The 19,369-nt window shown below is 57.1% G+C and carries 19 protein-coding genes and 1 pseudogene; 6 read left to right on the forward strand and 14 right to left on the reverse strand.

Annotated elements, in window-relative coordinates; genetic code table 11:
• Positions 1-66 precede the first annotated feature (66 nt).
• On the forward strand, positions 67-1,077 hold the full coding sequence (locus tag ACH6CV_RS12475) for a hypothetical protein (protein WP_456358530.1): 1,011 nt from the start codon (positions 67-69) through the stop codon (positions 1,075-1,077).
• Between the two features lie 231 nt (positions 1,078-1,308).
• On the opposite strand, the gene ACH6CV_RS12480 is transcribed toward ACH6CV_RS12475, so the two are convergent.
• Entirely contained in the window at positions 1,309-2,646 is a 1,338-nt protein-coding gene (locus ACH6CV_RS12480; protein ID WP_456358531.1) for a hemolysin family protein, read from the reverse strand.
• 536 nt (positions 2,647-3,182) lie between these two features.
• Here ACH6CV_RS12480 and ACH6CV_RS12485 point away from each other — a divergent pair.
• The 4 genes and pseudogenes from ACH6CV_RS12485 to ACH6CV_RS12500 all read left to right on the forward strand — a co-directional run bounded on the left by ACH6CV_RS12485 (position 3,183) and on the right by ACH6CV_RS12500 (position 8,459).
• Positions 3,183-3,635: a hypothetical protein gene (locus ACH6CV_RS12485; protein WP_456358532.1), complete on the forward strand. Its 453-nt coding sequence runs from the start codon at positions 3,183-3,185 to the stop codon at positions 3,633-3,635.
• 27 nt (positions 3,636-3,662) lie between these two features.
• On the forward strand, positions 3,663-6,656 hold the full coding sequence (locus ACH6CV_RS12490) for a leucine-rich repeat protein (protein ID WP_456358533.1): 2,994 nt from the start codon (positions 3,663-3,665) through the stop codon (positions 6,654-6,656).
• A 234-nt stretch (positions 6,657-6,890) separates the two neighbouring features.
• A pseudogene (locus ACH6CV_RS12495) lies at positions 6,891-7,745 on the forward strand (recombinase family protein); the annotation flags it as partial.
• A 45-nt stretch (positions 7,746-7,790) separates the two neighbouring features.
• Complete coding sequence (locus ACH6CV_RS12500; RefSeq protein WP_456358549.1) at positions 7,791-8,459, forward strand: DUF4368 domain-containing protein; 669 nt, start codon at positions 7,791-7,793, stop codon at positions 8,457-8,459.
• Positions 8,460-8,545: 86 nt separating this feature from the next.
• On the opposite strand, the gene rbr is transcribed toward ACH6CV_RS12500, so the two are convergent.
• From rbr to ACH6CV_RS12555, 11 genes are all read right to left on the reverse strand, one after another.
• Entirely contained in the window at positions 8,546-9,691 is a 1,146-nt protein-coding gene (rbr, locus tag ACH6CV_RS12505; RefSeq protein WP_456358534.1) for a rubrerythrin, read from the reverse strand.
• A 5-nt stretch (positions 9,692-9,696) separates the two neighbouring features.
• On the reverse strand, positions 9,697-10,362 hold the full coding sequence (locus ACH6CV_RS12510; RefSeq protein ID WP_456358535.1) for a rubredoxin: 666 nt from the start codon (positions 10,360-10,362) through the stop codon (positions 9,697-9,699).
• An 85-nt stretch (positions 10,363-10,447) separates the two neighbouring features.
• A complete protein-coding gene (locus tag ACH6CV_RS12515; RefSeq protein ID WP_456358536.1) occupies positions 10,448-11,326 on the reverse strand; it encodes an iron-sulfur cluster assembly scaffold protein in 879 nt (292 codons plus the stop codon).
• A gap of 19 nt (positions 11,327-11,345) precedes the next feature.
• The gene (locus ACH6CV_RS12520) at positions 11,346-11,705 is read right to left on the reverse strand and encodes a NifB/NifX family molybdenum-iron cluster-binding protein (protein WP_456358537.1); all 360 of its coding nucleotides are present in this window, start codon (positions 11,703-11,705) and stop codon (positions 11,346-11,348) included.
• A gap of 20 nt (positions 11,706-11,725) precedes the next feature.
• Positions 11,726-12,550, reverse strand: coding sequence for an MBL fold metallo-hydrolase (locus ACH6CV_RS12525; protein WP_456358538.1), 825 nt, complete (start codon positions 12,548-12,550; stop codon positions 11,726-11,728).
• Complete coding sequence (locus ACH6CV_RS12530) at positions 12,547-13,431, reverse strand: nucleotide-binding protein (RefSeq protein ID WP_456358539.1); 885 nt, start codon at positions 13,429-13,431, stop codon at positions 12,547-12,549. The genes ACH6CV_RS12525 and ACH6CV_RS12530 overlap by 4 nt, the downstream gene beginning before the upstream one ends.
• Positions 13,428-14,270 carry a 4Fe-4S binding protein gene (locus ACH6CV_RS12535; RefSeq protein ID WP_456358540.1) on the reverse strand — a complete coding sequence of 281 codons (843 nt, stop codon included), beginning with the start codon at positions 14,268-14,270 and terminating at the stop codon, positions 13,428-13,430. Before ACH6CV_RS12535 ends, ACH6CV_RS12530 begins: the two co-directional genes overlap by 4 nt.
• Positions 14,267-14,629, reverse strand: a complete 363-nt coding sequence (locus ACH6CV_RS12540; protein ID WP_456358541.1) for a NifB/NifX family molybdenum-iron cluster-binding protein — start codon at positions 14,627-14,629, stop codon at positions 14,267-14,269. Before ACH6CV_RS12540 ends, ACH6CV_RS12535 begins: the two co-directional genes overlap by 4 nt.
• 37 nt (positions 14,630-14,666) lie before the next feature.
• On the reverse strand, positions 14,667-15,509 hold the full coding sequence (locus ACH6CV_RS12545; RefSeq protein ID WP_456358542.1) for a P-loop NTPase: 843 nt from the start codon (positions 15,507-15,509) through the stop codon (positions 14,667-14,669).
• Positions 15,510-15,550: 41 nt separating this feature from the next.
• A complete protein-coding gene (locus tag ACH6CV_RS12550) occupies positions 15,551-15,910 on the reverse strand; it encodes a DUF134 domain-containing protein (protein WP_456358543.1) in 360 nt (119 codons plus the stop codon).
• 84 nt (positions 15,911-15,994) lie between these two features.
• Positions 15,995-16,267 (reverse strand): DUF5320 domain-containing protein, encoded by a 273-nt coding sequence (locus ACH6CV_RS12555; protein ID WP_456358544.1) that lies wholly within the window; start codon positions 16,265-16,267, stop codon positions 15,995-15,997.
• 398 nt (positions 16,268-16,665) lie between these two features.
• Between ACH6CV_RS12555 and ACH6CV_RS12560 the strand changes: the two genes are divergently transcribed.
• On the forward strand, positions 16,666-17,367 hold the full coding sequence (locus ACH6CV_RS12560) for a recombinase zinc beta ribbon domain-containing protein (RefSeq protein ID WP_456358545.1): 702 nt from the start codon (positions 16,666-16,668) through the stop codon (positions 17,365-17,367).
• 66 nt (positions 17,368-17,433) lie between these two features.
• Here ACH6CV_RS12560 and ACH6CV_RS12565 read toward each other — a convergent pair whose 3' ends face one another.
• Positions 17,434-17,847 (reverse strand): hypothetical protein, encoded by a 414-nt coding sequence (locus ACH6CV_RS12565; RefSeq protein ID WP_456358546.1) that lies wholly within the window; start codon positions 17,845-17,847, stop codon positions 17,434-17,436.
• Positions 17,848-18,226: 379 nt separating this feature from the next.
• Entirely contained in the window at positions 18,227-18,967 is a 741-nt protein-coding gene (locus tag ACH6CV_RS12570; RefSeq protein WP_456358547.1) for a hypothetical protein, read from the reverse strand.
• Between the last annotated feature and the right edge of the window lie 402 nt (positions 18,968-19,369).

The following is a 19,369-nucleotide window of genomic DNA, read 5'->3' on the forward strand; positions in this document are numbered from 1 at the left end:
CGCCTGCGACCGCAGTCGTAAGCGATTGCTCTTGCGCATAGGCTTGCTCGACGGGAGGGGATTGATATGATCAGAAACGATTATCGGCGCGCGCTGATCGTGCTGCGGCCGGTGACGCCGTCCAGGGGGATGAGCGGCCACGTGCGGCTGGAGCGCCGCACGCTGACGGGCACGATGCGCTTCACCGTTTCGGGCGCGGATTCGGGCGACACCTTGAACGCCTTGCTGATGGCGTGCGCGGGCGAGCGCGTCACCGTATATCCGCTGGGCGTGCTGGGCATGGACAGCCGGGGCCAGTCGGGCATGACGGCGACGTTCGACCCGCGCAACCTGAACGGGATGGACTTAGGCGACTATACGCTGGTGGCGCTGGTGCGAACCGGCGCGGACGCACCGGAGCTCATGATGACCGGCATGGTCAACGGCTCCCGCGAGGTCAACTGGGCGCGGGTCAACCAGGCGGCCCTCGCGCCGTTCCAGAAGAGCGCAAGGGCCGCGCCGCCGCAAGGGCAGGGGGACACGGCCTGTGAGGAAGAGGAAACCCTGCCCGTGTTTGAGCCCCTGCGCAAGAGGGCGCCGGCGGCGCCGGTCGTGGAAGAGGTGATCGTCGAGGAAGCGCCGGTTGAGGGGGAAGCAGCCGCCGAGGAGGAAGTGATCGTTGAGGAAGCGCCGGTCGAGCCGGAGGTAGCCGCCGAGGAGGAAGTGATCGTCCCGCAGGCGCCGGTCGAGGAGGCAGCGCCGCCCGAGCAGACCGCGGCCGAGTTGCTTTTGCTCGACGAGCGGGTTGATTGGCCCGAGTCGATCGCCTCGCTGCGCGTGCTGTTCTTCACGTCCAGCCCGATCACGCCGTTCGAACTTGAGGACTTTGTGTTTGTGGAAGCGCCGCTACCCTGCGACGAGGGCACGCAGGGCGTCTGCGCGATCGGTCTGCGCGCGATGGACGGCGCGCCGGTTTCGGTGTGCTACGCCCTGCCCGGCGCGTTCGCGCTCGATCCCCCGCCAGGTCTGGAAGGTTACCAATACGCGGGCGGTTGGTGGTATACGGTGCTGGAGGAATTGGAGGACGAAGGGGCGTAACGCAAAAGTCCGCGTGAGCGGCGAAGGGGTTCAAGGGCCAAAACCCCTGGAACCCCTTCGCCGGTTACCTGGGTAAGCGCTGATTAAAGCACGCGTGCGGTGGCGCGCTGAATTTGCGTCAGATTGCGCTTGCAAAATCTGAAGGCGTAGCGGCGCTACGTCGAGGATTTTTGAGGCGCAAGATGGCGCAAAGGCAGCCGCCACCGCGCGTGGGATTTGATCGCCGGTTACCTAGGTTACGTCGCTTTCCGTTACCGGGGGCAGCTTGCTGACCAGGGCTTCTTCGATGCGGCGGTCCTCGACGCGCACCACGTGCACGTTTAACCCGTGCACCTGCACGTCCAGCACCGCGCCGTCCTTTGGAATCGTGTGCAGCCTTGAGTACACCATGCCGCCCACCGTGTCGTAGCCCTCGTCCTCGGGCAGCTCCATGTCGAGCGCCTCCGAAAGCGTCTCGATGTCCACGCCGCCCGATACCCGCCACAGGTTTTCCTCCAACTGCTCGATCTGCGCCGGCTCCGCCGGGTCGAACTCGTCGTAGATGTTGCCCACGATCTCCTCGAGCAGGTCCTCGATCGTGATTACGCCGCTCGGCTCGCCGTACTCGTCCACCACGATCGCCAGATGGACCTTCTTCTTCTGCATGTCCTTGAACAGCTTGTTGGCGTGAATGGTCTCCGGCACGAAGTACGCCGGACGCAGGATATCGGTGAGCGCGCGCGGCTGGTCTTCCGCCAGGTTCATCAGGTAGTCGCGCGCGTTCAGCACGCCCACGATGTCGCTCGGATCCTCATCATAAACCGGGTAGCGCGACAGGCCGGTTTCCCGGATCACGCGCAGGATATCGGCTGTGTCGTCACTCAGGTCGATCAGCTCCACGTCGGGCTGATGCGTCATGGCCTCGCGCACCGAGATGTCGCCGAAGTCGAAAACGTTTTGAATCCACTCCATCTCGTCCGCGTCGATCGAGCCCTTCTCCTCGCCGAGCTCCACCATCATGCGGATCTCGTCCTCGGTGACCGTCTCCTCCTCGGTTTCGGTCTTCATGCGCAGCAGCCTGAGCACCGTGTTGGTCGACATCGACAGGAACATCACCACCGGGCGCGTGGCCTTGGCGATCGCGGTCACCACCGAGCACGAGAACCGCGCCACCTGATAGGGTCGCTGCATCGCGATGCGCTTGGGCACCAGCTCGCCAAACACCAGCGTGAAGTAGGCCAGCGCGATGGTAATCAGGATGATCGCCAGCATGTTGAGCAGGCCCCGCGACAGGAACTGGAACTGAAGCCCCTCGTAGATCCACTTGACCAACGGCCCCGCGAAGCTGTCCGCCGCGAACGCGCTGCCCAGGTAGCCCGACAGCGTAATGCCGATCTGGATCGTCGACAGAAAGCCCGAGGGTTGCTCCACCATGTCGAGCAGGCGCTGGGCGGTCTTGTCGCCCTCCTCGGCCAGGCGGCGCACCTTGGCGGGTTTTAGCGAGATCACCGCGATCTCGGTTGCGGCAAAAAATGCGTTGACCGCGATCAGCAGAATCTGGATCAGCAGCTGTTGGGGGATGGATGTCAAAATGCTCTCTCCTTCAATTCGTTCGGATGCACACAAAAAGGCATAGCCTCCGCGCCATGCGAGGCTATACCTGGAATATGGTGCTCAAGCTACTTGGGCCGGCGTCGCCAGCGGGGTCGTCCATCGTCTGCGGTTCCTTTCCTAATCGTCGGATGATTATGTACTATGCCACGGGTGGGCGAATTTGTCAAGCAATTTTTCATCAATGCCAGAACCTTCATGACGGGGTATCCTATAAGGGATATAATATCGTCCATCAATATCCGGCCCAAATTGTGGGTGAGCGGCGGCCCAACATGGTTGGCGACATCATCGATATAAAGCGCAAGCGGGCACACCTATGACGCGCTCCAACTGGTGGCGGGCGCGATTGAGGCGTCCGCCATTCCCAAAGAGGACTCGATCATCACGCGCAACACGCGGGAACCCATCGTCGATGAAGATACAGGGCGGATCGCGCATCGGATACGGGAACAGCAGGGCGGGCGCCGACCAGCCGCTACGCACGACAAGGGTCCGTTGAACGGGTTTCTGTTTTGCCCGGATTGCGAGAACGGCTGCATTTTCATTTTTCATCGCGTCTAAAAACACCAACGGTACGTTTTCTTTGTTTGCCGCATTACATCCGGCGGGGCGCTGTGGAGGCTGCGGTTCCCGGCAATCTGCGGACAGTCACATCGATGGCAAAAGGCCATGAAGCGGAACTCATCCGCACGGTTCAGCGTAAAAGCAGTGCTGGCAACCGGGACGTCCCGCGCCGCAGCAAAAGGGAGCGGGGTGCCATCCAAAATCGGCTGGAAGGGATTGATCGAATCATCAACGGCCTGTTCGAGTCCAAGGTCAGCGGCGAGCTATCCGCAAAAAGGCTTTCCCGGATGCTGAACGCTTGCCAGGAGGAGCAGGCGAAGCTCCGGGCGCGTAATAATGCCGCCACAGGAACGGGGGATCTTGTATTTTTTGGGCGTTATGATATACTTATGGCAATCTAAAAAGGGAATGAATTGGAGGGATTAGCAATGAAGAAAATGGCCGTTCTTCTGATTGCCGCTCTGTTGTTGTTCCCGTCCGCAGGGATGGCGAAGGGTGGGCAGGTCGTGGCCTTCGACGATCCCGTGCTGGAAGCGGCATTGCGAGACGCGGTTGGCATTCCCGAGGGCGATGTGACCGATAAAGACCTTGCAAAGGTTAAGAGCCTGGGGATCGGGCGTAACTATGAGCAAAACCCCGACCCAGCCACGCAGGTGCACAGCATCGCCGTGCTGGCTCACTGCGTGAAACTGCAGTCCCTTCAACTGAACTTCCAAGACATTTCCGATATTACGCCGCTTAGCGGACTCACAAAAATAAAAACGCTGGAGCTGGGTGGGAGCCCGATTGCTGATATCACGCCCCTCGGAAACCTTACGGCGCTGGAAAATCTGACGCTGTTCAGCTGCCAGGCGCAGGACTATAGCCCCCTTGCGAATCTGAAAAAGCTCAAGACGCTATTTCTCGATTTTTCCGCCATTTCCGACCTGACGCCGCTGGCGAAGCTCACCAAGCTGAAAACCCTTGGTTTGAAATGTACGGCCGTAACGGATGTTGCGCCCCTTGCGAAACTGAAGTCGCTGCGCACGCTGTACCTTGCAGAGTGTGCTATCAAGGATTATTCGCCGATCGAAAAGATATATGGCAAGCTCAAAGAAAAGGACTTTGAACTTGTCAAGCCGACACCCGCACCGGTGGGCGAAGCGATCGCCTTCGACGACTCGGTGCTGGAAGCCGCTATCCGTCAAGCGCTCAACAAGCCGGAGGGCGACGTGTACGAGGAGGAGCTGGCTGGCCTTACCTATTTGGGAACCGGGTTTGATTACGAGCAAAACCCACCCGAAGGGTCGCGGGTGAAGAGCGTCGAAGTGGTGAAATACTGCCTGAACCTCACGGGACTAGAATTGCTCTTTAACCAGATCACCGATATTACCCCGCTGGCGGGGCTTACGAAGCTCGTCGACCTGCGGCTGGGCGGCAACCCTGTGGCCGACATTGCACCGCTGGCCGGGCTTACAAATCTGGAATCCTTGGCCCTGTTCAATTGCCAAGCGAAGGATTACACGCCGCTTTCGCATCTGACGCGTTTGAAATGCCTTCAACTGGATTACTCCACCATCGCCGACCTCACCCCGCTTTCCGGGTTGACGGAACTCACCGGCCTTTGGCTAGTCAGCACCCCTGTGACGGACGTGTCTCCGCTCGCCGGGCTCACCGGGCTGACGACGTTAAACCTGAAGGAATGTATGATCGGTGATTTTTCACCGCTTTCGGCCATTATCCCCAACTTGGCGGGAATGGATTTCGATCCAGATCATCCCGTAACGGCGGTCGCCTTTAGCGACCCGGTGCTGGAATCGATCATCCGCAACAGCATCCACATATACGATGGGAACGTGTACGACAAACAGGCGGCACAGATCGCGGAGCTGTCTTTCGAGCGCTTTGACGACCGCCCCGCAGGCGAGGACATCTTCGACCTGTCGGCTCTTCGCTACTGCACGGGATTAAAACAGTTGACGCTCAACAGCATCGCAGCGACCGACCTGAGCGCGCTTTCAACCCTCACGGGTCTGGAAGGCCTGACGCTTCGCAACAGCAAGGCGAGCGACTATTCTGCGCTGGCGGCGCTTACCCATCTCAAGTGGTTGGACCTCACCGGCTCCACCATTGCCGATCTTGCACCGCTTGCCGGGCTTACGAATCTCGAAGCGCTGACCCTTTGCTACACCGACGTTTCCGATCTGACTGCGCTTCAGAACATGACGAAGCTATTTGGCCTCAAGCTGGAAGGTACGCCGGTAAAGGATTACAGCCCCCTGACGGCACTGTACCCCAACCTCGGCAAATGCGATTTTATCCTTCCCGAGCCCGGCGTTGTCCGTTTCTCCGACGAACTGCTGGAAGAGCGTGTCCGAAAGGCTATGAATAAGCCGGATGGGGACATCACCCCAGAAGAGGCGGCTGCAATCACGCTGCTCGATCTATCCCAAGGCGAGAACAGCGAGAGCTCCATCGCAATCCTGCAAGGACTCGAAGCGTTCACCGGGTTAACGGAGCTCAACCTTTCCGGTAACATGCAGTTGGCTGATCTGTGGCCTATTTCGGGTCTGGCAAAACTGGAGAAACTGAACTGCTGGAAATGCAACATTTCCCGCCTCAAGCCAATCAACCGCCTGACAAACCTTAAAGAGTTGAGCCTGGGTTGGAACGGTTCTGTGGGCAACCTGGACGCGCTTTCGGGGCTTGTGAATCTGGAAGCGCTGGACGCCAAGGGCGTAGGCATTGTGGATATCAGCGGCCTGACGGGGCTCCCCAAACTTCAGTATGTGGGGCTGAACTGCAATGCAATCAAGGATGTGTCGCCGCTGGCAACGCTTCCCGGCCTTACTTCTGCGGAGTTGAAAGATAACCTGATCGTGGATTACAGCGCTCTTGCGGCCATCTATCCGAATCTGGAGTATAAGGATTTCACCCTCGATGATCCTGAGAGACCGCAAAGCAACGTAGAGCCCATGGATTCGATTGAGGGCTGGCAGTATGACGCATCGACCCATACGCTTATGATTCACAGTGACGCAGCCATGATCGCATACCAGCCAAATCACGAGAACGCGGAAGAAGCCACGCAAACGAACGCACCCTGGGCTGCCGATCTGGCGCAGATTGAACAGATCATCGTCGGCGATGATGTTACCCGGATCAGCGACTATGCCTTTGCCTACGCTTCCGCCCTGAGGAGAATCACGATCGGAAAAGGCGTAACATCGCTGGGCTGGCGCTGTCTATATCGGTGCGGCCATTGGCAAGCAGGAGATGATCTGGAAATATTCGTCAACTGCTCTTCCGTGCCAGCATTGGGAGATGATGCATTGGGGTATACATGGGATAACCCGCATACATTTTTGACCGTTCCGACATCACAAATCGATCAGTGGAAGACTATGCTGGGTAAACATGCACTCCGAATCGTCGCGCAGTGAGGCTGAACCTTGCCGCATGACACATTCGACTCATCGTTTTGATGCTGCCCAAACACGCTTGGGCCCATAAATCCAACACTCAACGAGAGGATGATCGAAAGATCGTCCTCATTTTCTGGAGGTATTGGATAGGGGGATTCTCACCGTAAGGTTAAATATTTTGCGCACATTTGAAAAAAGGAACAAGGCTAATGGAGCAGGTGTTGTTCCGGATAAGAAACGTATTGTCGCCTTTCTCGCGATGACGCGATGCAAGGCGACAGTAATAGCATCGCTAACCAAAAGACAATGCTCGCGCGGTACGCTACCGATCACGGCTTCCTCAACACGAAGTTTTTTGTGGACGATGGCATCAGCGGCACAACTTTCAACCGTCCGGGCTTTCAAGCAATGCTCGCCGAAGTGGACGATGGCAACGTCGCGACGCTTATCGTCAAGGATATGAGCCGCTTTGGGCGCGACTACCTGAAAGTCGGCTATTACACAGAGGTCGTTCTGCCCGATGCCGGCGTTCGCTTCATCGCAATCAACGACGGCGTCGATAGCGAGCGCGTCGACAATGATTTCACGCCATTCCGCAACATCATCAACGAATGGTACGCGAAAGACACATCAAAGAAGATTCGGGCGGTGATGAAGTCAAGGGCGTTGGCGGGTGAGCACCTGTCGGGCTATCCTCCGTTTGGGTATATGAGGGATCCCGACAACAAGAAGCGCTGGATCATCGACGAACCGTGCGCCGAGGTGGTCAGGGAGATATTTTCCCTCTACATCGGCGGCAACTCACGTTTCGGAATTGCCCGGGTTCTCAACGAGCGCGGCGTTGCGCCCCCCTGCGTCCGCAAGGCGGAACTCGGCTTGAACCCTAACGGCGGCTTCAGCACGACGCAGTTCCCGCATCTCTGGGACCACACGGCAATTGGCGATATACTCAGCCGGCATGATTATCTTGGGCATACGGTCAGCATGAAGATGACCACGCGCTCCTACAAGGACAAGCGAGTCATACACAAACCGGAAGACGAATGGATCATCACGAAGAACACGCAAGCACCCATCGTTGACGAGGAAACCTGGAAGACAGCGGAGCGCATTCGTGAGAACGGCAAACGCCGTCCAAACAGGCTGGGCGAGATGGCTCCCCTCAACGGGCTGATCTACTGTAGCGACTGCGGCTCAAAGCTCCATGTCACGCGAGCGGTCTCAATCAAGGCGACCAACGAATACTATAATTGCAGCCGATACAAGAATAAGCTCACATGCACTTCCCACCGCATTACGAGGGTTGCGTTGGAGAAACTGGTGCTGGACGATATCCGGAGCGTGACAGCTTTCGCCAAGGAACATGAGCCTGAATTCGTGGCAATGGTGGAACGCCAGATTCAAAAGTCCGAAGAGAGCGCGTTTCGGGAAGCTCAAGCCGAGTACGCCAAGGCGACCGCTCGAATCTCCGAGATTGACAGAATCATCAGCGGAATGTACGAGGACAAGATACGAGGGTTGCTGCCCGCCGAACGGTTCGCCAAAATGCTCTCGGAGTTTGAAACGGAGCAAAAGGCCCTCAACGAACGGTCGACCAAGTTGAAAACAGAGATCGACAGCCAGAAGAAGAAAGCGGAAAGCGCAGACAGGTTCCTCGCCCTCGTCAGGCGGTTCACCGACATTTCGGAACTCACCCACGAGCTTTCGGCGACCTTTATCAACAGGATCGTCGTGGGGCCGCTCGAACGGATCGAAGGCAAGAAGCATCAGACGGTAAGGATTGTGTACAACATTATCGGCGAACTGGAAAAGACAGAATAGCGGCATCTTCCATTTTCTTTGGAAGATGCCGCTATTTTTTGCTCAAAATATTACCACTACCGGATTTTATATACCAGGTAGAACCACTAGTAGTTTTCTTTCCGGACCTCGAAGAAACTCTGGCCGTGCTTGCAGACCGGGCAGATTGCCGGGGCCTTTTTACCCATTATAAGATGGCCACAGACGCGGCACTCCCACATGGCCTCTTCGCCCTTCTCGAACACCCGCTGCATCTCCACATTCTTGAGCAGCGCGCGGTACCGTTCCTCGTGGGACTTCTCGATGGCCGCCACACGGCGGAAGCGTTGAGCAAGCTCGGGGAAGCCCTCCGCCTCGGCATCCTTCGCGAACCGCTCATACATGTCAGTCCACTCATAGTGCTCGCCCTCGGCCGCGGCCAGAAGGTTTTCGGCGGTTTTTCCCAGGTGACCCAGCTCCTCGAACCAGATCTGCGCGTGCTCCTTCTCGTTGCCCGCGGTCTTGAGGAAGATCTCCGCCAGCTGCTCGAAGCCCTCGCGCTTTGCGACCTCAGCGAAATAAGTGTACTTGTTGCGGGCCTGGCTCTCTCCGGCGAAGGCATCCGCCAGGTTCTTCTCGGTCTTGGTGCCGGCGTAATTGTTCGCGGCAGCGGGCTTCTCCTCGAGCTTTACAAAGGCGCTGCGAGGCTGCCTGCAACGGGGGCAGGTGAAGTCGTCGGGCATGGGGCCTTCATGGACGTATCCGCATACCGAGCATTTCCATTTCTCCATCGGTTTTTCCTCCGTTTTCTCGTTTGGTTCGATCTTGTCCAACAGCATCCTGACGGCATAGTCCGGGAAACCTTCCGGCTGGGGCGAGGCGAGCAGCGAGGTCAGGAATTCATGCGCGTTGGCGCTCTGCGGCAGCATGTAGCCGGATTCCCGGATCAGGTCCTCCGCCATGATGCGGCTGGACTTCTCCACCGCCGCGGCGAGTTTTCCGGGCAGGGCGGCGGCAATGGCCTCCTGCCGGGCCTTGCTGCGAAGGAGCGCGCGCAGCGCCAGTGTGACCGGTTCGGCCTTCGGCTGCTGCGGCGGGTATTCCTGGGGCACCATCGAGATCGCGCCGGACGGGCAGGCGGCCGCGCACACACCGCAGCCGGTGCATTTTGCTATGTCAATGACGCTGTTCTCGGTATCCGTCGCCCCGGTGGGGCAGACGTACAGGCAAAGGCAATCCTTGGTGCAGAGCCTGATGTTTCTAACGGCGACCATAATGCCTACCTCCCTTCCACTTTCTCGAATTTCCAGCCGGGCACCTTGCAGACCGGGCAAAGCTCCGGCGGGTTCTCCCCGACGTACACAAAGCCGCAGATCGTGCAGACAAACACGCCCGCGTCGTCCGGCAAGGCGTTCACGCCGCCATAGCGGGCGAGCAGCGACTTCAGGATGCGGGTCACCTTCTCATTCCACACCAGCGCCCGGAGCGCGCCGCGGTCCTTGGCCTCCGACGAAACCGCGTTGGCCCCCGGGATGCCCTCGTCCAGATCCTTTTCGATCAACTCTGCCAGCTTCGAAAAATCCGCGCCTTCCGCCGGTACGGCGGCCGCCTTGAAGTACTCCGCCAACTCCACGAACAGGCGGGCCTCCACCGGCTTGTACTGCTTCTCGCAGCCGCGCGCGAGGTTCGAGCAGAGCGCACTCTTCTCGATGGCCGTCAGTTCGCGGAGATCCCCGCTGTGGTGTTCAGTGCGCGCCACCGCTTTCACCACCGGCTTGACGTCGGCTGCCTGCGGCCGAAATTCCTCCTTCGTCGCGCCGCAGACGGGACAGACCCAATTGTCGGGCAGGTCCTCCCATTTCGTACCCGGCGCAACGCCGGTTTCCGGAGCGCCCGCGGCCTCGTCGTAGACGTAGCTGCAGACAGAACAAACGAACTTCCTCATACCAGACCACCTCTCTTCGTCCAATTTTCGTTGGGCTTCATCGGGAGAAACAGGTCGGACGCGCCTTTTTGTTCCTACAGGGAAATTATAGTAGATTCAGCTTTGAAAAGTCAATTGTGCCGTCCTCCTGAACCAACGATGGGTCCGCGTGCACGTACTCCACGCGCCCAACGAACATCTCATGAGAACCGGTCAGGATGGAATCCACCACGGTACACTCAATGTTCACCGGGCAATCGGATAGGAGCGGTGCATTAACTTTGACACCGTTCTCCGTCTTCACATGGAGATTTGCGAATTTGTCCTCATCCCGCCCGCTGCGCTTGCCCAGTTCGAAGAAGGTTTCAGCGTACGCCTTGGGCACCAGATTCACCACAAAGCAGCCGGTCTCCTTCACGATATTGTACGAGTGCCGGCTGGGCACGATTCCCACCATCACCATTGGCGGATCATAGCTGCAATTGCAGCAGTAGGCGACCGCCAGCGCGTTGTCGCGTCCCTCCCGGTCGCGGCAGGAAACCAGAACCTTGGGCACCGGCTGCAAGCAGGTCTTTTTCGCAGCTTCCGTCGTCATACTCTGACCCCTTTCACACTTTGAACGGTAATCGGCAATGGCATTGCGTATAGCCGTTGCGCCCAGAATAGAGCAATGCATCTTATGTTCTGGAAGTCCACCCAACGCATCGGAGATGGTCCGATTCGTCACGAGCACCGCTTCTTCAAGCGTCTTCCCCTTGATCAGGACCGTCGTCATACTGCTGGTAGCGATGGCCGCCACGCATCCACGCACCTTGAAGCGCACGTCGGTGATGACGTTATTGCGGACCTCAAGATGCAATTCCAGGAAATCTCCGCAAACAGGGTCGCCTACTGTCCCAACGGCATCCGGATGCTCAAGCGCTCCGACATTGCGCGGATTGGTAAAGTGATCAAGCACTTGATCCGTAAACAGTCCTACACCCATGGCCGTCCCCTTCATCTCTTTAGCAGTTTTCGCCGTGTTCTCCCATGGCGTGCTCGTGGCAGATTTCACCCGAAGACTTCAGTTCGCCCTTCAAGAACCGCTCCACGGCGCTCCGCGCGTCGCCGGACGCACCGGCGACCACTTGGACACCGCGCTCCTCGAAGATCGTGACCGCGCCGCCGCCCATGCCGCCCGCCACCACCACCGTCACGCCCATGTCGGCCAGGAAGTTCGGCAGAAAGCCCGGCCTGTGGCCCGGGTTCGGAACGGACTGTTCCGAGAGGATGACGCCATCCTTTGCCTCGAAAAGGTTGAAGTTCTCGCAGTGTCCGAAGTGCTCGCAAATCCTCTTCCCGCTACTGGGTACCGCAATTTTCATAACATTTCCTCCTAAACCAATTATGGGTTGAACACCAGTCCGGTTGACAAACAATGGACGCGGGGGCCAATCATCGTCCTGAGCAATTGGACGCCGCCCTCCCCGGTGCAGTGACCCGTATAATAGTCGGTGCCATACGCCCCGAGCGCCTCCGCTACCTGCGCGGCGAACGCGGCATCCCCGCCGTCGGGGTCTTCCTTCAAGACCAGGTGAAACCCGCCGACCACCGCGCGGGGCGGCCTGCCGCGCAATGCACAGGCCGCTTCAAGGATGTTCACGATCCCGTTGTGGGCGCAACCGGTGAACAGCACGTCTTCGCCGTCCTCGGTGACGATCAGGTTCTGCTCGTGGCGAAAGTCATCGGGCGCATGGCCGCCCGGTGCCTCCATGAGGAGCGTCCGGTTGGCAGGCGGCCAGAGGATTCCCCCTTGAACCCCGGAGAAGACCGTCAGCTCATCGTCCAGCGCCTGAGCACCGCGCATCTTCCTTACCCGCGGATTTCGCTCGAGCGCAGGATCCAGCCCGATGTCCGCGATCTGTCCCCCAGCGCGGATCGAGAAATGCGGCTCGAAGGCGCGCTCCTGAACCAGAACTTCAGCACTCTTGTTGCGCTGGAAAAACGCGGCGATGCCGCCGCCGTGGTCGTAATGCCCGTGAGACAGAATCGCCAGATCCACCCCGTCCACGTCCACGCCCATCTTCTCGGCGTTCTCAAGGAACAGGCCGCTCTGCCCAAAATCGAAAAGCAGTCTATGGTTTCGCGTTTCAATGTAGAGGCTCAGGCCGTGTTCACTTGGGGTTTCGCTGGAAGGACTGGTGTCCTCAACGAGCACGCGAACGTTCACGCTTTCACCTCGCAATCCTCAAGCAGTGATGTGATCCGAGGGTACATTGCTTTGATCGCTTCCGCCGCCTCGCCACCATATCCGATGACGTCTGCGCCCGCGTTCACCGCCTCCACGGCGCGCACGTCGTATGGAATGCAGCCGACAAACGGAAGTCCAACCTTCGCGCAGAATTCTTCGATGCCGTCGGCGATCTTTTCGTTAACGTCCGCTTTGTTGACGCAGACCGCGCACTTAACGCCGAGTTGGAAGGCGGTATTGAGGATGCGCTCCAGATCGCTGATGCCGGAGAGCGTCGGCTCGGCCACCACCAGCACCAGGTCAACGCCGCTCACGGAGGCGATGACCGGGCAACCGATGCCGGGTGAACCGTCGATGACCGCGACTTGGCCCACCGCCCCGGCGCCTTTCAGCCTTTTTTTGACCGCCGAGACCAGCTTCCCGGAGTTCCCGCTGCCCATGCGCAGCTGAGCGGACGAGAAGAATTTGCCGCCACCCCGAAAGCCCATCAGGCGGCCAGTGACCGCCTGCTGCATGGAGATCGCGCGCGATTCGCAGGCGACTTCGCACAGCGCGCAGCCCTCGCAGGCGGCGGAGTCGACTTTGTAGTGGCCGTCTTCTTCGCGGATGATCGCCTGAAACCGGCACAGCGATGCGCAAAGACCGCAGTGGTCGCACTCGCCCGGATCGATCACAGCCCTCGGAAGGCCATGATAATCTTCCTCCGATTTCTCCGGCGGTACGAAAACCGTCAGGTACAGATTGGGCGCGTCGACGTCGCAGTCGGCGAACCGCACCGCATCCGCAAGGCGGATCAGCGCGCTGGCGACGGTTGTTTTTCCCGTGCCGCCCTTGCCGCTGAGCACGAGAAGCTGTTTCATCGGGCGGCCTCCTTCCTGAGCCGGTCGTGGAGATCGGTAAACAGCGATTTGGCCCAGGGCAACTGGCCCGTTGCGATAAGGCCGAGGGAATTCAGCTTGCCCAGCGCCTCGTCAAACGGGATGCGCGCCACAATGGGGATGGCCTGCGCTGCGCAGTACGCCTCCGACGGGTTGTGAGCGCCCTCCAGGCACTTGTTCAGCACCGCGACCCGCGGCTTCTGGAACGCTTCGCACAGTTCGTCCGCCATTGCGAGGTTGTGGGCCCCATATAAAGTGGGCTCCGCCACCAGCACGCAAAGGTCGGCCTGGCGCACGCATTCCATCGCCGTACACGCGGTGCCGGGCGGGCAATCGACGAAGACGGTCGAAGCGTCCGCGTGCGGCATCGCCAGCAGCTCGCGTATGATCGGAACGCCGCTGACTTCGCCGGGGTTCAGGATGCCGGTGCGCACGTCAATTTCGCCGTGTGTGCCTCGCTCAATCACGCCGATTCCTCGAGGTTTTTCCGTGATCGCCTTGGCGGGGCACAAATACGCGCAGCCTCCGCAGCCGTGGCAGACCGATTGCGTCAAGAGCGGCTTTCCATTCACAAACGCCAGCGCGCCGAAGCGGCAAAACTGGACGCAGACGCGGCAGCCCAGGCATTTATCCGGATCGATTAGCGGGTTGTAGACCGATACCTCCGTACGGGACAGGTTCTCCGGGTTCAGAAACAGATGCCCGTTGGGCTCCTCCACGTCGCAATCCAGGTAGGTGCAGCGCCCCGCGACCGCGGAAAGGTTGACGGCCACCAACGTCTTGCCGGTTCCGCCCTTGCCGCTGAGGATGGCGATCTTCATTGGTTGCCCCCGTGATGGAAGCCTGGGTGGATGGCAGTCAGCGGCTTTAGAGAGCCCGCCAGCAGCGCGCCCACGTTGGCTTCTACGCCGTCAAACTTCGGCTCGTAGAGCTTGACGCCCGCGGTCCTCAGCACGTTCGCCGCGTTCTCACCAAGCCGGGGTGCGATGAGCGCCTCCGCCCTCAGGTCCAGAACAGCCTGCGCCGCGCGGATACCCGCGCCACCCTCACTGGTGGCGGCTGTGTTTTCGACGACCTCCGACCTGCCGTTTGCGGTATCCGTAATGCTGAAGAACGGCGCGCGCCCAAAGGACGGGCAGACGCTCGTCTTGTCTTCATTGACCGGAACGATAATCTTCATTGCAATCCTCCCCAACAGATTTTCGATGATGGCAGATTCAGTTCGGGATATCCATCGCCTTTTCTAGGTGGCTGAGCATTCCGTCGAGCCAATTGCCGTCAAACAGTTCGATCATGCCCTTGTCGCAGGCGGCGGCGAGCTTCGTGTCGATCGGTAGGCGCGCTACGGATGGGATGCCATGCCGCTTCGCGATGTCGTCCGCGCGGCTCTCGCCAAAGGGCTTGAGCTGCTTTCCGCAGTCTGGGCAGAACATGTAGCTCATGTTTTCGACGAGGCCAAGGACGGGGATCTTCATCATGTCCGCCATCCGAACCGCCTTTTCGACGATCATGCCCACCAATTCCTGCGGCGAGGCGACCACCACCACGCCGTCCACCGGCAGTGACTGGAACACCGTCAGCGGCACGTCGCCCGTCCCCGGCGGCATGTCGACAAACATAAAATCCACGTCGCCCCAGATCACTTCCGTCCAGAACTGTTTAACGGTGCCCGCGATGATCGGCCCACGCCAGACGACCGGGTCCGTGTCGTTGTCCAGTAGAAGGTTCAGCGACATGACCTCAATCCCGGTCTTCGTCCGGACCGGGAGGAGCCCCGCCTCGCAGCCCTCCGCCCGCTGCGCCAAACCGAAGGATTTCGGGATGGAAGGGCCGGTGATGTCCGCGTCCAGGATCGCGGTACGATAGCCCGCGCGCCGGGCCAGCACGGCCAGCAGCGACGTGACCAGGCTCTTGCCAACCCCGCCCTTGCCACTGACGACGGCGACGACCTTCTTCACATGGGACAATTCGTTGGCCTTCGCGCTGAAATCAAAGGATTCTGTTCTCTCGGAGCAGCTCTCGCCGCAGGAAGAGCATTCGTGGGTGCATTCTGTGCTCATTCGTTCTCTCTCCGCATTCTTTAAAATTCAGGGTATCAGTTTTAGAACCTTCTGCCGCACCGGTGCCTGTGGCAGCCGCCGCAGCGGCAAGTATCCTCCAGGCCGTCGCACAGCTGGTATTCGCCGCCTTCGATCTTGAGGATCCTCCCGTGAACCAGCGATTCGGCAATTTTGCGTCGCGCATCGCTGTACATGCGCTGGACGGTCGTGCGGGCGATGTTCATCTGATCCGCACACTCTTCCTGCGTGAAATTCTCCAGGTCGATCAGGCGGATCGCCTCGTATTCGTCCACAGACATCACGACAAACGCTTCCTGTTCGGGCAACTCGGCGTTCAGCGGGCCGTATTGGTTGCTCTCCGGAAGGCGGCATACTTTCCGCCATTTTCTCGGCCTTGGCATGATTTCACCTCTCTTCCATATCACATGCGGTCATGTCCTGACGTACGAATGGGAGAGGGATGTACCCTCTCCCCACGTCGTCTTCTACTGGGTTTCGAGCTGCTTGTTGACCATCTCAAGCCTGCTTTCGAGCGCTTGCTTCTGCTGGGCAAGAAGCTCCTTGCGCGAAACGTCGTCCGACAGGTTCATTGGACCAGATTGTTTTCCGAGTCCTCGCCCGCAGCCTCGCCTCCAGCCCAGGCCCAAACCCAGACCGCGGCCTGCTCCATACCCCGTAACGCCGCTCGTGCAGAGACCCACGCCTCTGCCCGTCATGGAGCCCGCGCCAATCGGCCCGGTTCCATCTCTTCCTGGCATATCGTTTCACCTCCTTTATGGGCATATGCCCCTTTCAATTTCCATTATACTTGATTTCGGGCATATGTCAATATCTTTTTGTTTTTCAGCAAAACTTTTGAGCGGATCGATGACGTTACGATGATTATGACGCCAACGACGCCACGAATAGACATTAGTTCTTACTAAGAATGCTCACCGGTTTCGGTAGGCGTTTTGCTGCCGACATGGGCAGATTTAGGTGTCGGATCGTGAGGAGCGATGAGCGCCGCTTCGGGTTTACGTGAGGGTGATGCCTTCTAAGTCTTTCTTAATTGTCGCCGCACCTAGCTGTCTTCCCGGAAGCAAAAAAACTTTGGGAATCGGGGGCAGACTACAATCTTCTTAAAATAGTACCTTATCGGGGGAGTTCTGGGGAAGTGCCGCAGTATTACGTGGAAGGCAGCCACCCGGCCATCATTCCGCCGGAGAAATTCGATGCCGTGCAGGCGGAGATGCAGCGCCGGAAAGAGAACCCGCATCGGTTCTATACGCCGCATTGTTACTCCGGGTACATCTACTGCGAGGACTGTGGCGGCATGTACGGAAGCAAGACCTGGCATTCCACGGATTGCTACAAGAAGGTGGTGTGGCAATGCAATGCGAAGTATCGACATGAAAAGCTCTGCCAGACGCCGCTGGTCCACACCGAGGAAATGCAGGCGGCCTTCGTGCAGGCGATCAACCGTGTGGTTGGCAGCAAGGCCGAAATCATCGACCTCTGCGAGAAGGCGTTGAACCGGCAAGAGGAGCTTGACAGCCTATCGAAGCAGATCGGCAAGTTGCAGGCCGAGTTCAGCGTGGTATCTGAACTCATGCAGCGGCCTGCGCCGGATCAGGAGGAATACATAGCGCAATGCGTGGAAATCCGGCAGCAGCTTGACGAGGCCACGGCCCAGAAAACCCAGATGACCGCCAAGCGCAGTAAGATCATGACATACCTCCAGACACTTCGGAAGGCCGACCTGATCACCGAATTCGATGAGACGCTGTGGTATGGCACGGTGGAGCGGGTGTGGGTATCGGCAAAAAGCAGCATCCGGTTTGTGTTCAAGGACGGGCAGGAAGTTGAGATCAAGTAAGGTGAGAAACGGCACATTCCATTGCAGAGTGTGCCGTTATTTAAAGGCCATAAGTGCCGCTCATTATCATTGGGGTAGATTTAAATGGTTATCTGTATCGTCGCTAATATTAGCATTATCGGACGATGAATTGTTTAGCAACGTATATACTCCATAGACCAATAGTGCTATACCCGCCATTAATGCCATATTGCCAAACCACCTAATGAATTTAAGCTTTCCCAGTTGATGATTTAGTTCTTTGATTAACTGAATTTTTCGCATTTTAAGGTCTACTTTTTGTTGATGACTAAGACTAGAATTATTTCTGACTTCGTCATCACACCATGAAATAACTTCCCGAAAAGCATCTCTAAGTAGCGTTTCTTGGTCTTTGTATTCATCTAATAAGCTGCGAATTTTCTCTCCATATGAAGAAACCTGTTCAAGAAAAAACTTTGATATTGCTTTTGCTATCTCTTCTTTGGTTTGATTAGTCATATTCTGCACTTCATTTCGCTCTTTTTATACTATATATTATACTATATTACTGAAATAAAATAATGTCAATATGGTAATATTAATATTTGATTAAATATCAGTGTCAAACAGGCTCGATGCCATCCGTAACTTAACTGGACGGGCTGAAACCTAAGGAGCGTGAAAACCGTTCGCGGATGTCCTGCCGGCAATGGTTCTTCATGAAACGACGGATGCGGTCAGTGGCCATAAAGTACTTTTTTCTGTGTCGCTGCCTAGTTCCCCAAATAAGGGTCTTTATGACTTGCTCAAGTGCCCACCTATATTCAGATACCTAAGTTCCGCCGATGCCATTGGGCACTTGGGTGTATTCGGGTGCTAGAATCACGGTAATATGTGCCTATTCATGATTTTGCTTTTCTTGATGTACTAGTCCTTGCACAGAAGCAGACTTTTTTGCTGCCTCAAGGTGTTGAATATCTCTAATATCATCAATAAAGACGCGCTTTATCTCGGATTTTTGCCCAAGAAGGGCATCGTAGTCACGGTGTGCAGCATTCAATAACATTGTCGCTGCATCATATAATCGTGAATAGCTGTTTACCAAATCTTCGAAATATTCCACGGTACAATGATTGTAGAAATATACCTCAATAGGATTTGTCGATTCGGGTGCCGCTATTCCTTTTGAAATCAAATCTTGCTCTGCCACCAACATGGATTCAGGAATATGATTCACCCAGTTCCTTGTTCTGTTAAAGTGGACTAATGTCTCTTCTTCTTCATCTGTTAATTCGACTAACTGTAAGGCGGCGGTGCCCTTTTTCAGCATTTTCTTAATTAGTTGGCGATATTTGATATACGATACTGAGGATTCTTGTAAATCGCCAAATATATTGAGAAGATATACTTCGACGCTGTTGAACTGTCGAAGCATATCAGAATACACCAAGTATGAAATAGTATTCGTACCTGATGTTTTGCAACTTTCGAGTGTACTCCGTCCATTTTCTATGAAGCGTTCCAATGAGCGGAAGCACAGCACTGCTGTAGTGATTATTTTTCTCAGATAGATTTTACAATTTTCCTTATCTTTAAGCGCAAACTGCTTTTCTGCCTTTTTATTTATTTCTGCGCACATTAGCCTCACACCCCAAACCGCAGTATTTTTTCCATTTTATCACAATGTAGAGTGATCCGCAATCCCAAAGGTCGCGAGTACGAAAGCCACTCCAGGCGGTCTCAACCTTCAACCAGGGCACGTTTGTTTTCGGATCACGTGGTTCTGTCGAATTTGATTAGCACCCGCTCCGCGCCGTTACACGCTTTCGTCAACCCAAAGTTGGATAGAAATCAATAGCCGTTTTTCGAACTCCGTCGTTGCTGACATGTAAACCAACTTGCCAAAAAGGTGGATTTTTGTTGAGCCTGCGCCCATAGTCCTCTAGTTTCGATTGAAACTGCCGCACGTGACAAGGTACTGTGAGAAAACGAACTCGGTATAGTTCCATCTATGGTTCTGTGTAATGGTGCACCCAACGGC

This window comes from Anaerozeibacter quisquiliarum (assembly GCF_051162045.1).
In the GTDB taxonomy this organism is placed as follows: domain Bacteria; phylum Bacillota; class Clostridia; order Christensenellales; family Aristaeellaceae; genus Anaerozeibacter; species Anaerozeibacter quisquiliarum.

Excerpts from the sequence above, each read along its gene's own strand:
- ACH6CV_RS12475 (WP_456358530.1), top strand. The coding sequence starts at position 67 with ATGATCAGAAACGATTATCGGCGCGCGCTGATCGTGCTGCGGCCGGTG.
- ACH6CV_RS12490 (WP_456358533.1), top strand. The coding sequence starts at position 3,663 with ATGAAGAAAATGGCCGTTCTTCTGATTGCCGCTCTGTTGTTGTTCCCG.
- ACH6CV_RS12500 (WP_456358549.1), top strand. The coding sequence starts at position 7,791 with ATGGCTCCCCTCAACGGGCTGATCTACTGTAGCGACTGCGGCTCAAAG.
- rbr (WP_456358534.1), bottom strand. The coding sequence starts at position 9,691 with ATGGTCGCCGTTAGAAACATCAGGCTCTGCACCAAGGATTGCCTTTGC.
- ACH6CV_RS12510 (WP_456358535.1), bottom strand. The coding sequence starts at position 10,362 with ATGAGGAAGTTCGTTTGTTCTGTCTGCAGCTACGTCTACGACGAGGCC.
- ACH6CV_RS12515 (WP_456358536.1), bottom strand. The coding sequence starts at position 11,326 with ATGGGTGTAGGACTGTTTACGGATCAAGTGCTTGATCACTTTACCAAT.
- ACH6CV_RS12520 (WP_456358537.1), bottom strand. The coding sequence starts at position 11,705 with ATGAAAATTGCGGTACCCAGTAGCGGGAAGAGGATTTGCGAGCACTTC.
- ACH6CV_RS12530 (WP_456358539.1), bottom strand. The coding sequence starts at position 13,431 with ATGAAACAGCTTCTCGTGCTCAGCGGCAAGGGCGGCACGGGAAAAACA.
- ACH6CV_RS12535 (WP_456358540.1), bottom strand. The coding sequence starts at position 14,270 with ATGAAGATCGCCATCCTCAGCGGCAAGGGCGGAACCGGCAAGACGTTG.
- ACH6CV_RS12540 (WP_456358541.1), bottom strand. The coding sequence starts at position 14,629 with ATGAAGATTATCGTTCCGGTCAATGAAGACAAGACGAGCGTCTGCCCG.
- ACH6CV_RS12545 (WP_456358542.1), bottom strand. The coding sequence starts at position 15,509 with ATGAGCACAGAATGCACCCACGAATGCTCTTCCTGCGGCGAGAGCTGC.
- ACH6CV_RS12550 (WP_456358543.1), bottom strand. The coding sequence starts at position 15,910 with ATGCCAAGGCCGAGAAAATGGCGGAAAGTATGCCGCCTTCCGGAGAGC.
- ACH6CV_RS12555 (WP_456358544.1), bottom strand. The coding sequence starts at position 16,267 with ATGCCAGGAAGAGATGGAACCGGGCCGATTGGCGCGGGCTCCATGACG.
- ACH6CV_RS12565 (WP_456358546.1), bottom strand. The coding sequence starts at position 17,847 with ATGACTAATCAAACCAAAGAAGAGATAGCAAAAGCAATATCAAAGTTT.
- ACH6CV_RS12570 (WP_456358547.1), bottom strand. The coding sequence starts at position 18,967 with ATGTGCGCAGAAATAAATAAAAAGGCAGAAAAGCAGTTTGCGCTTAAA.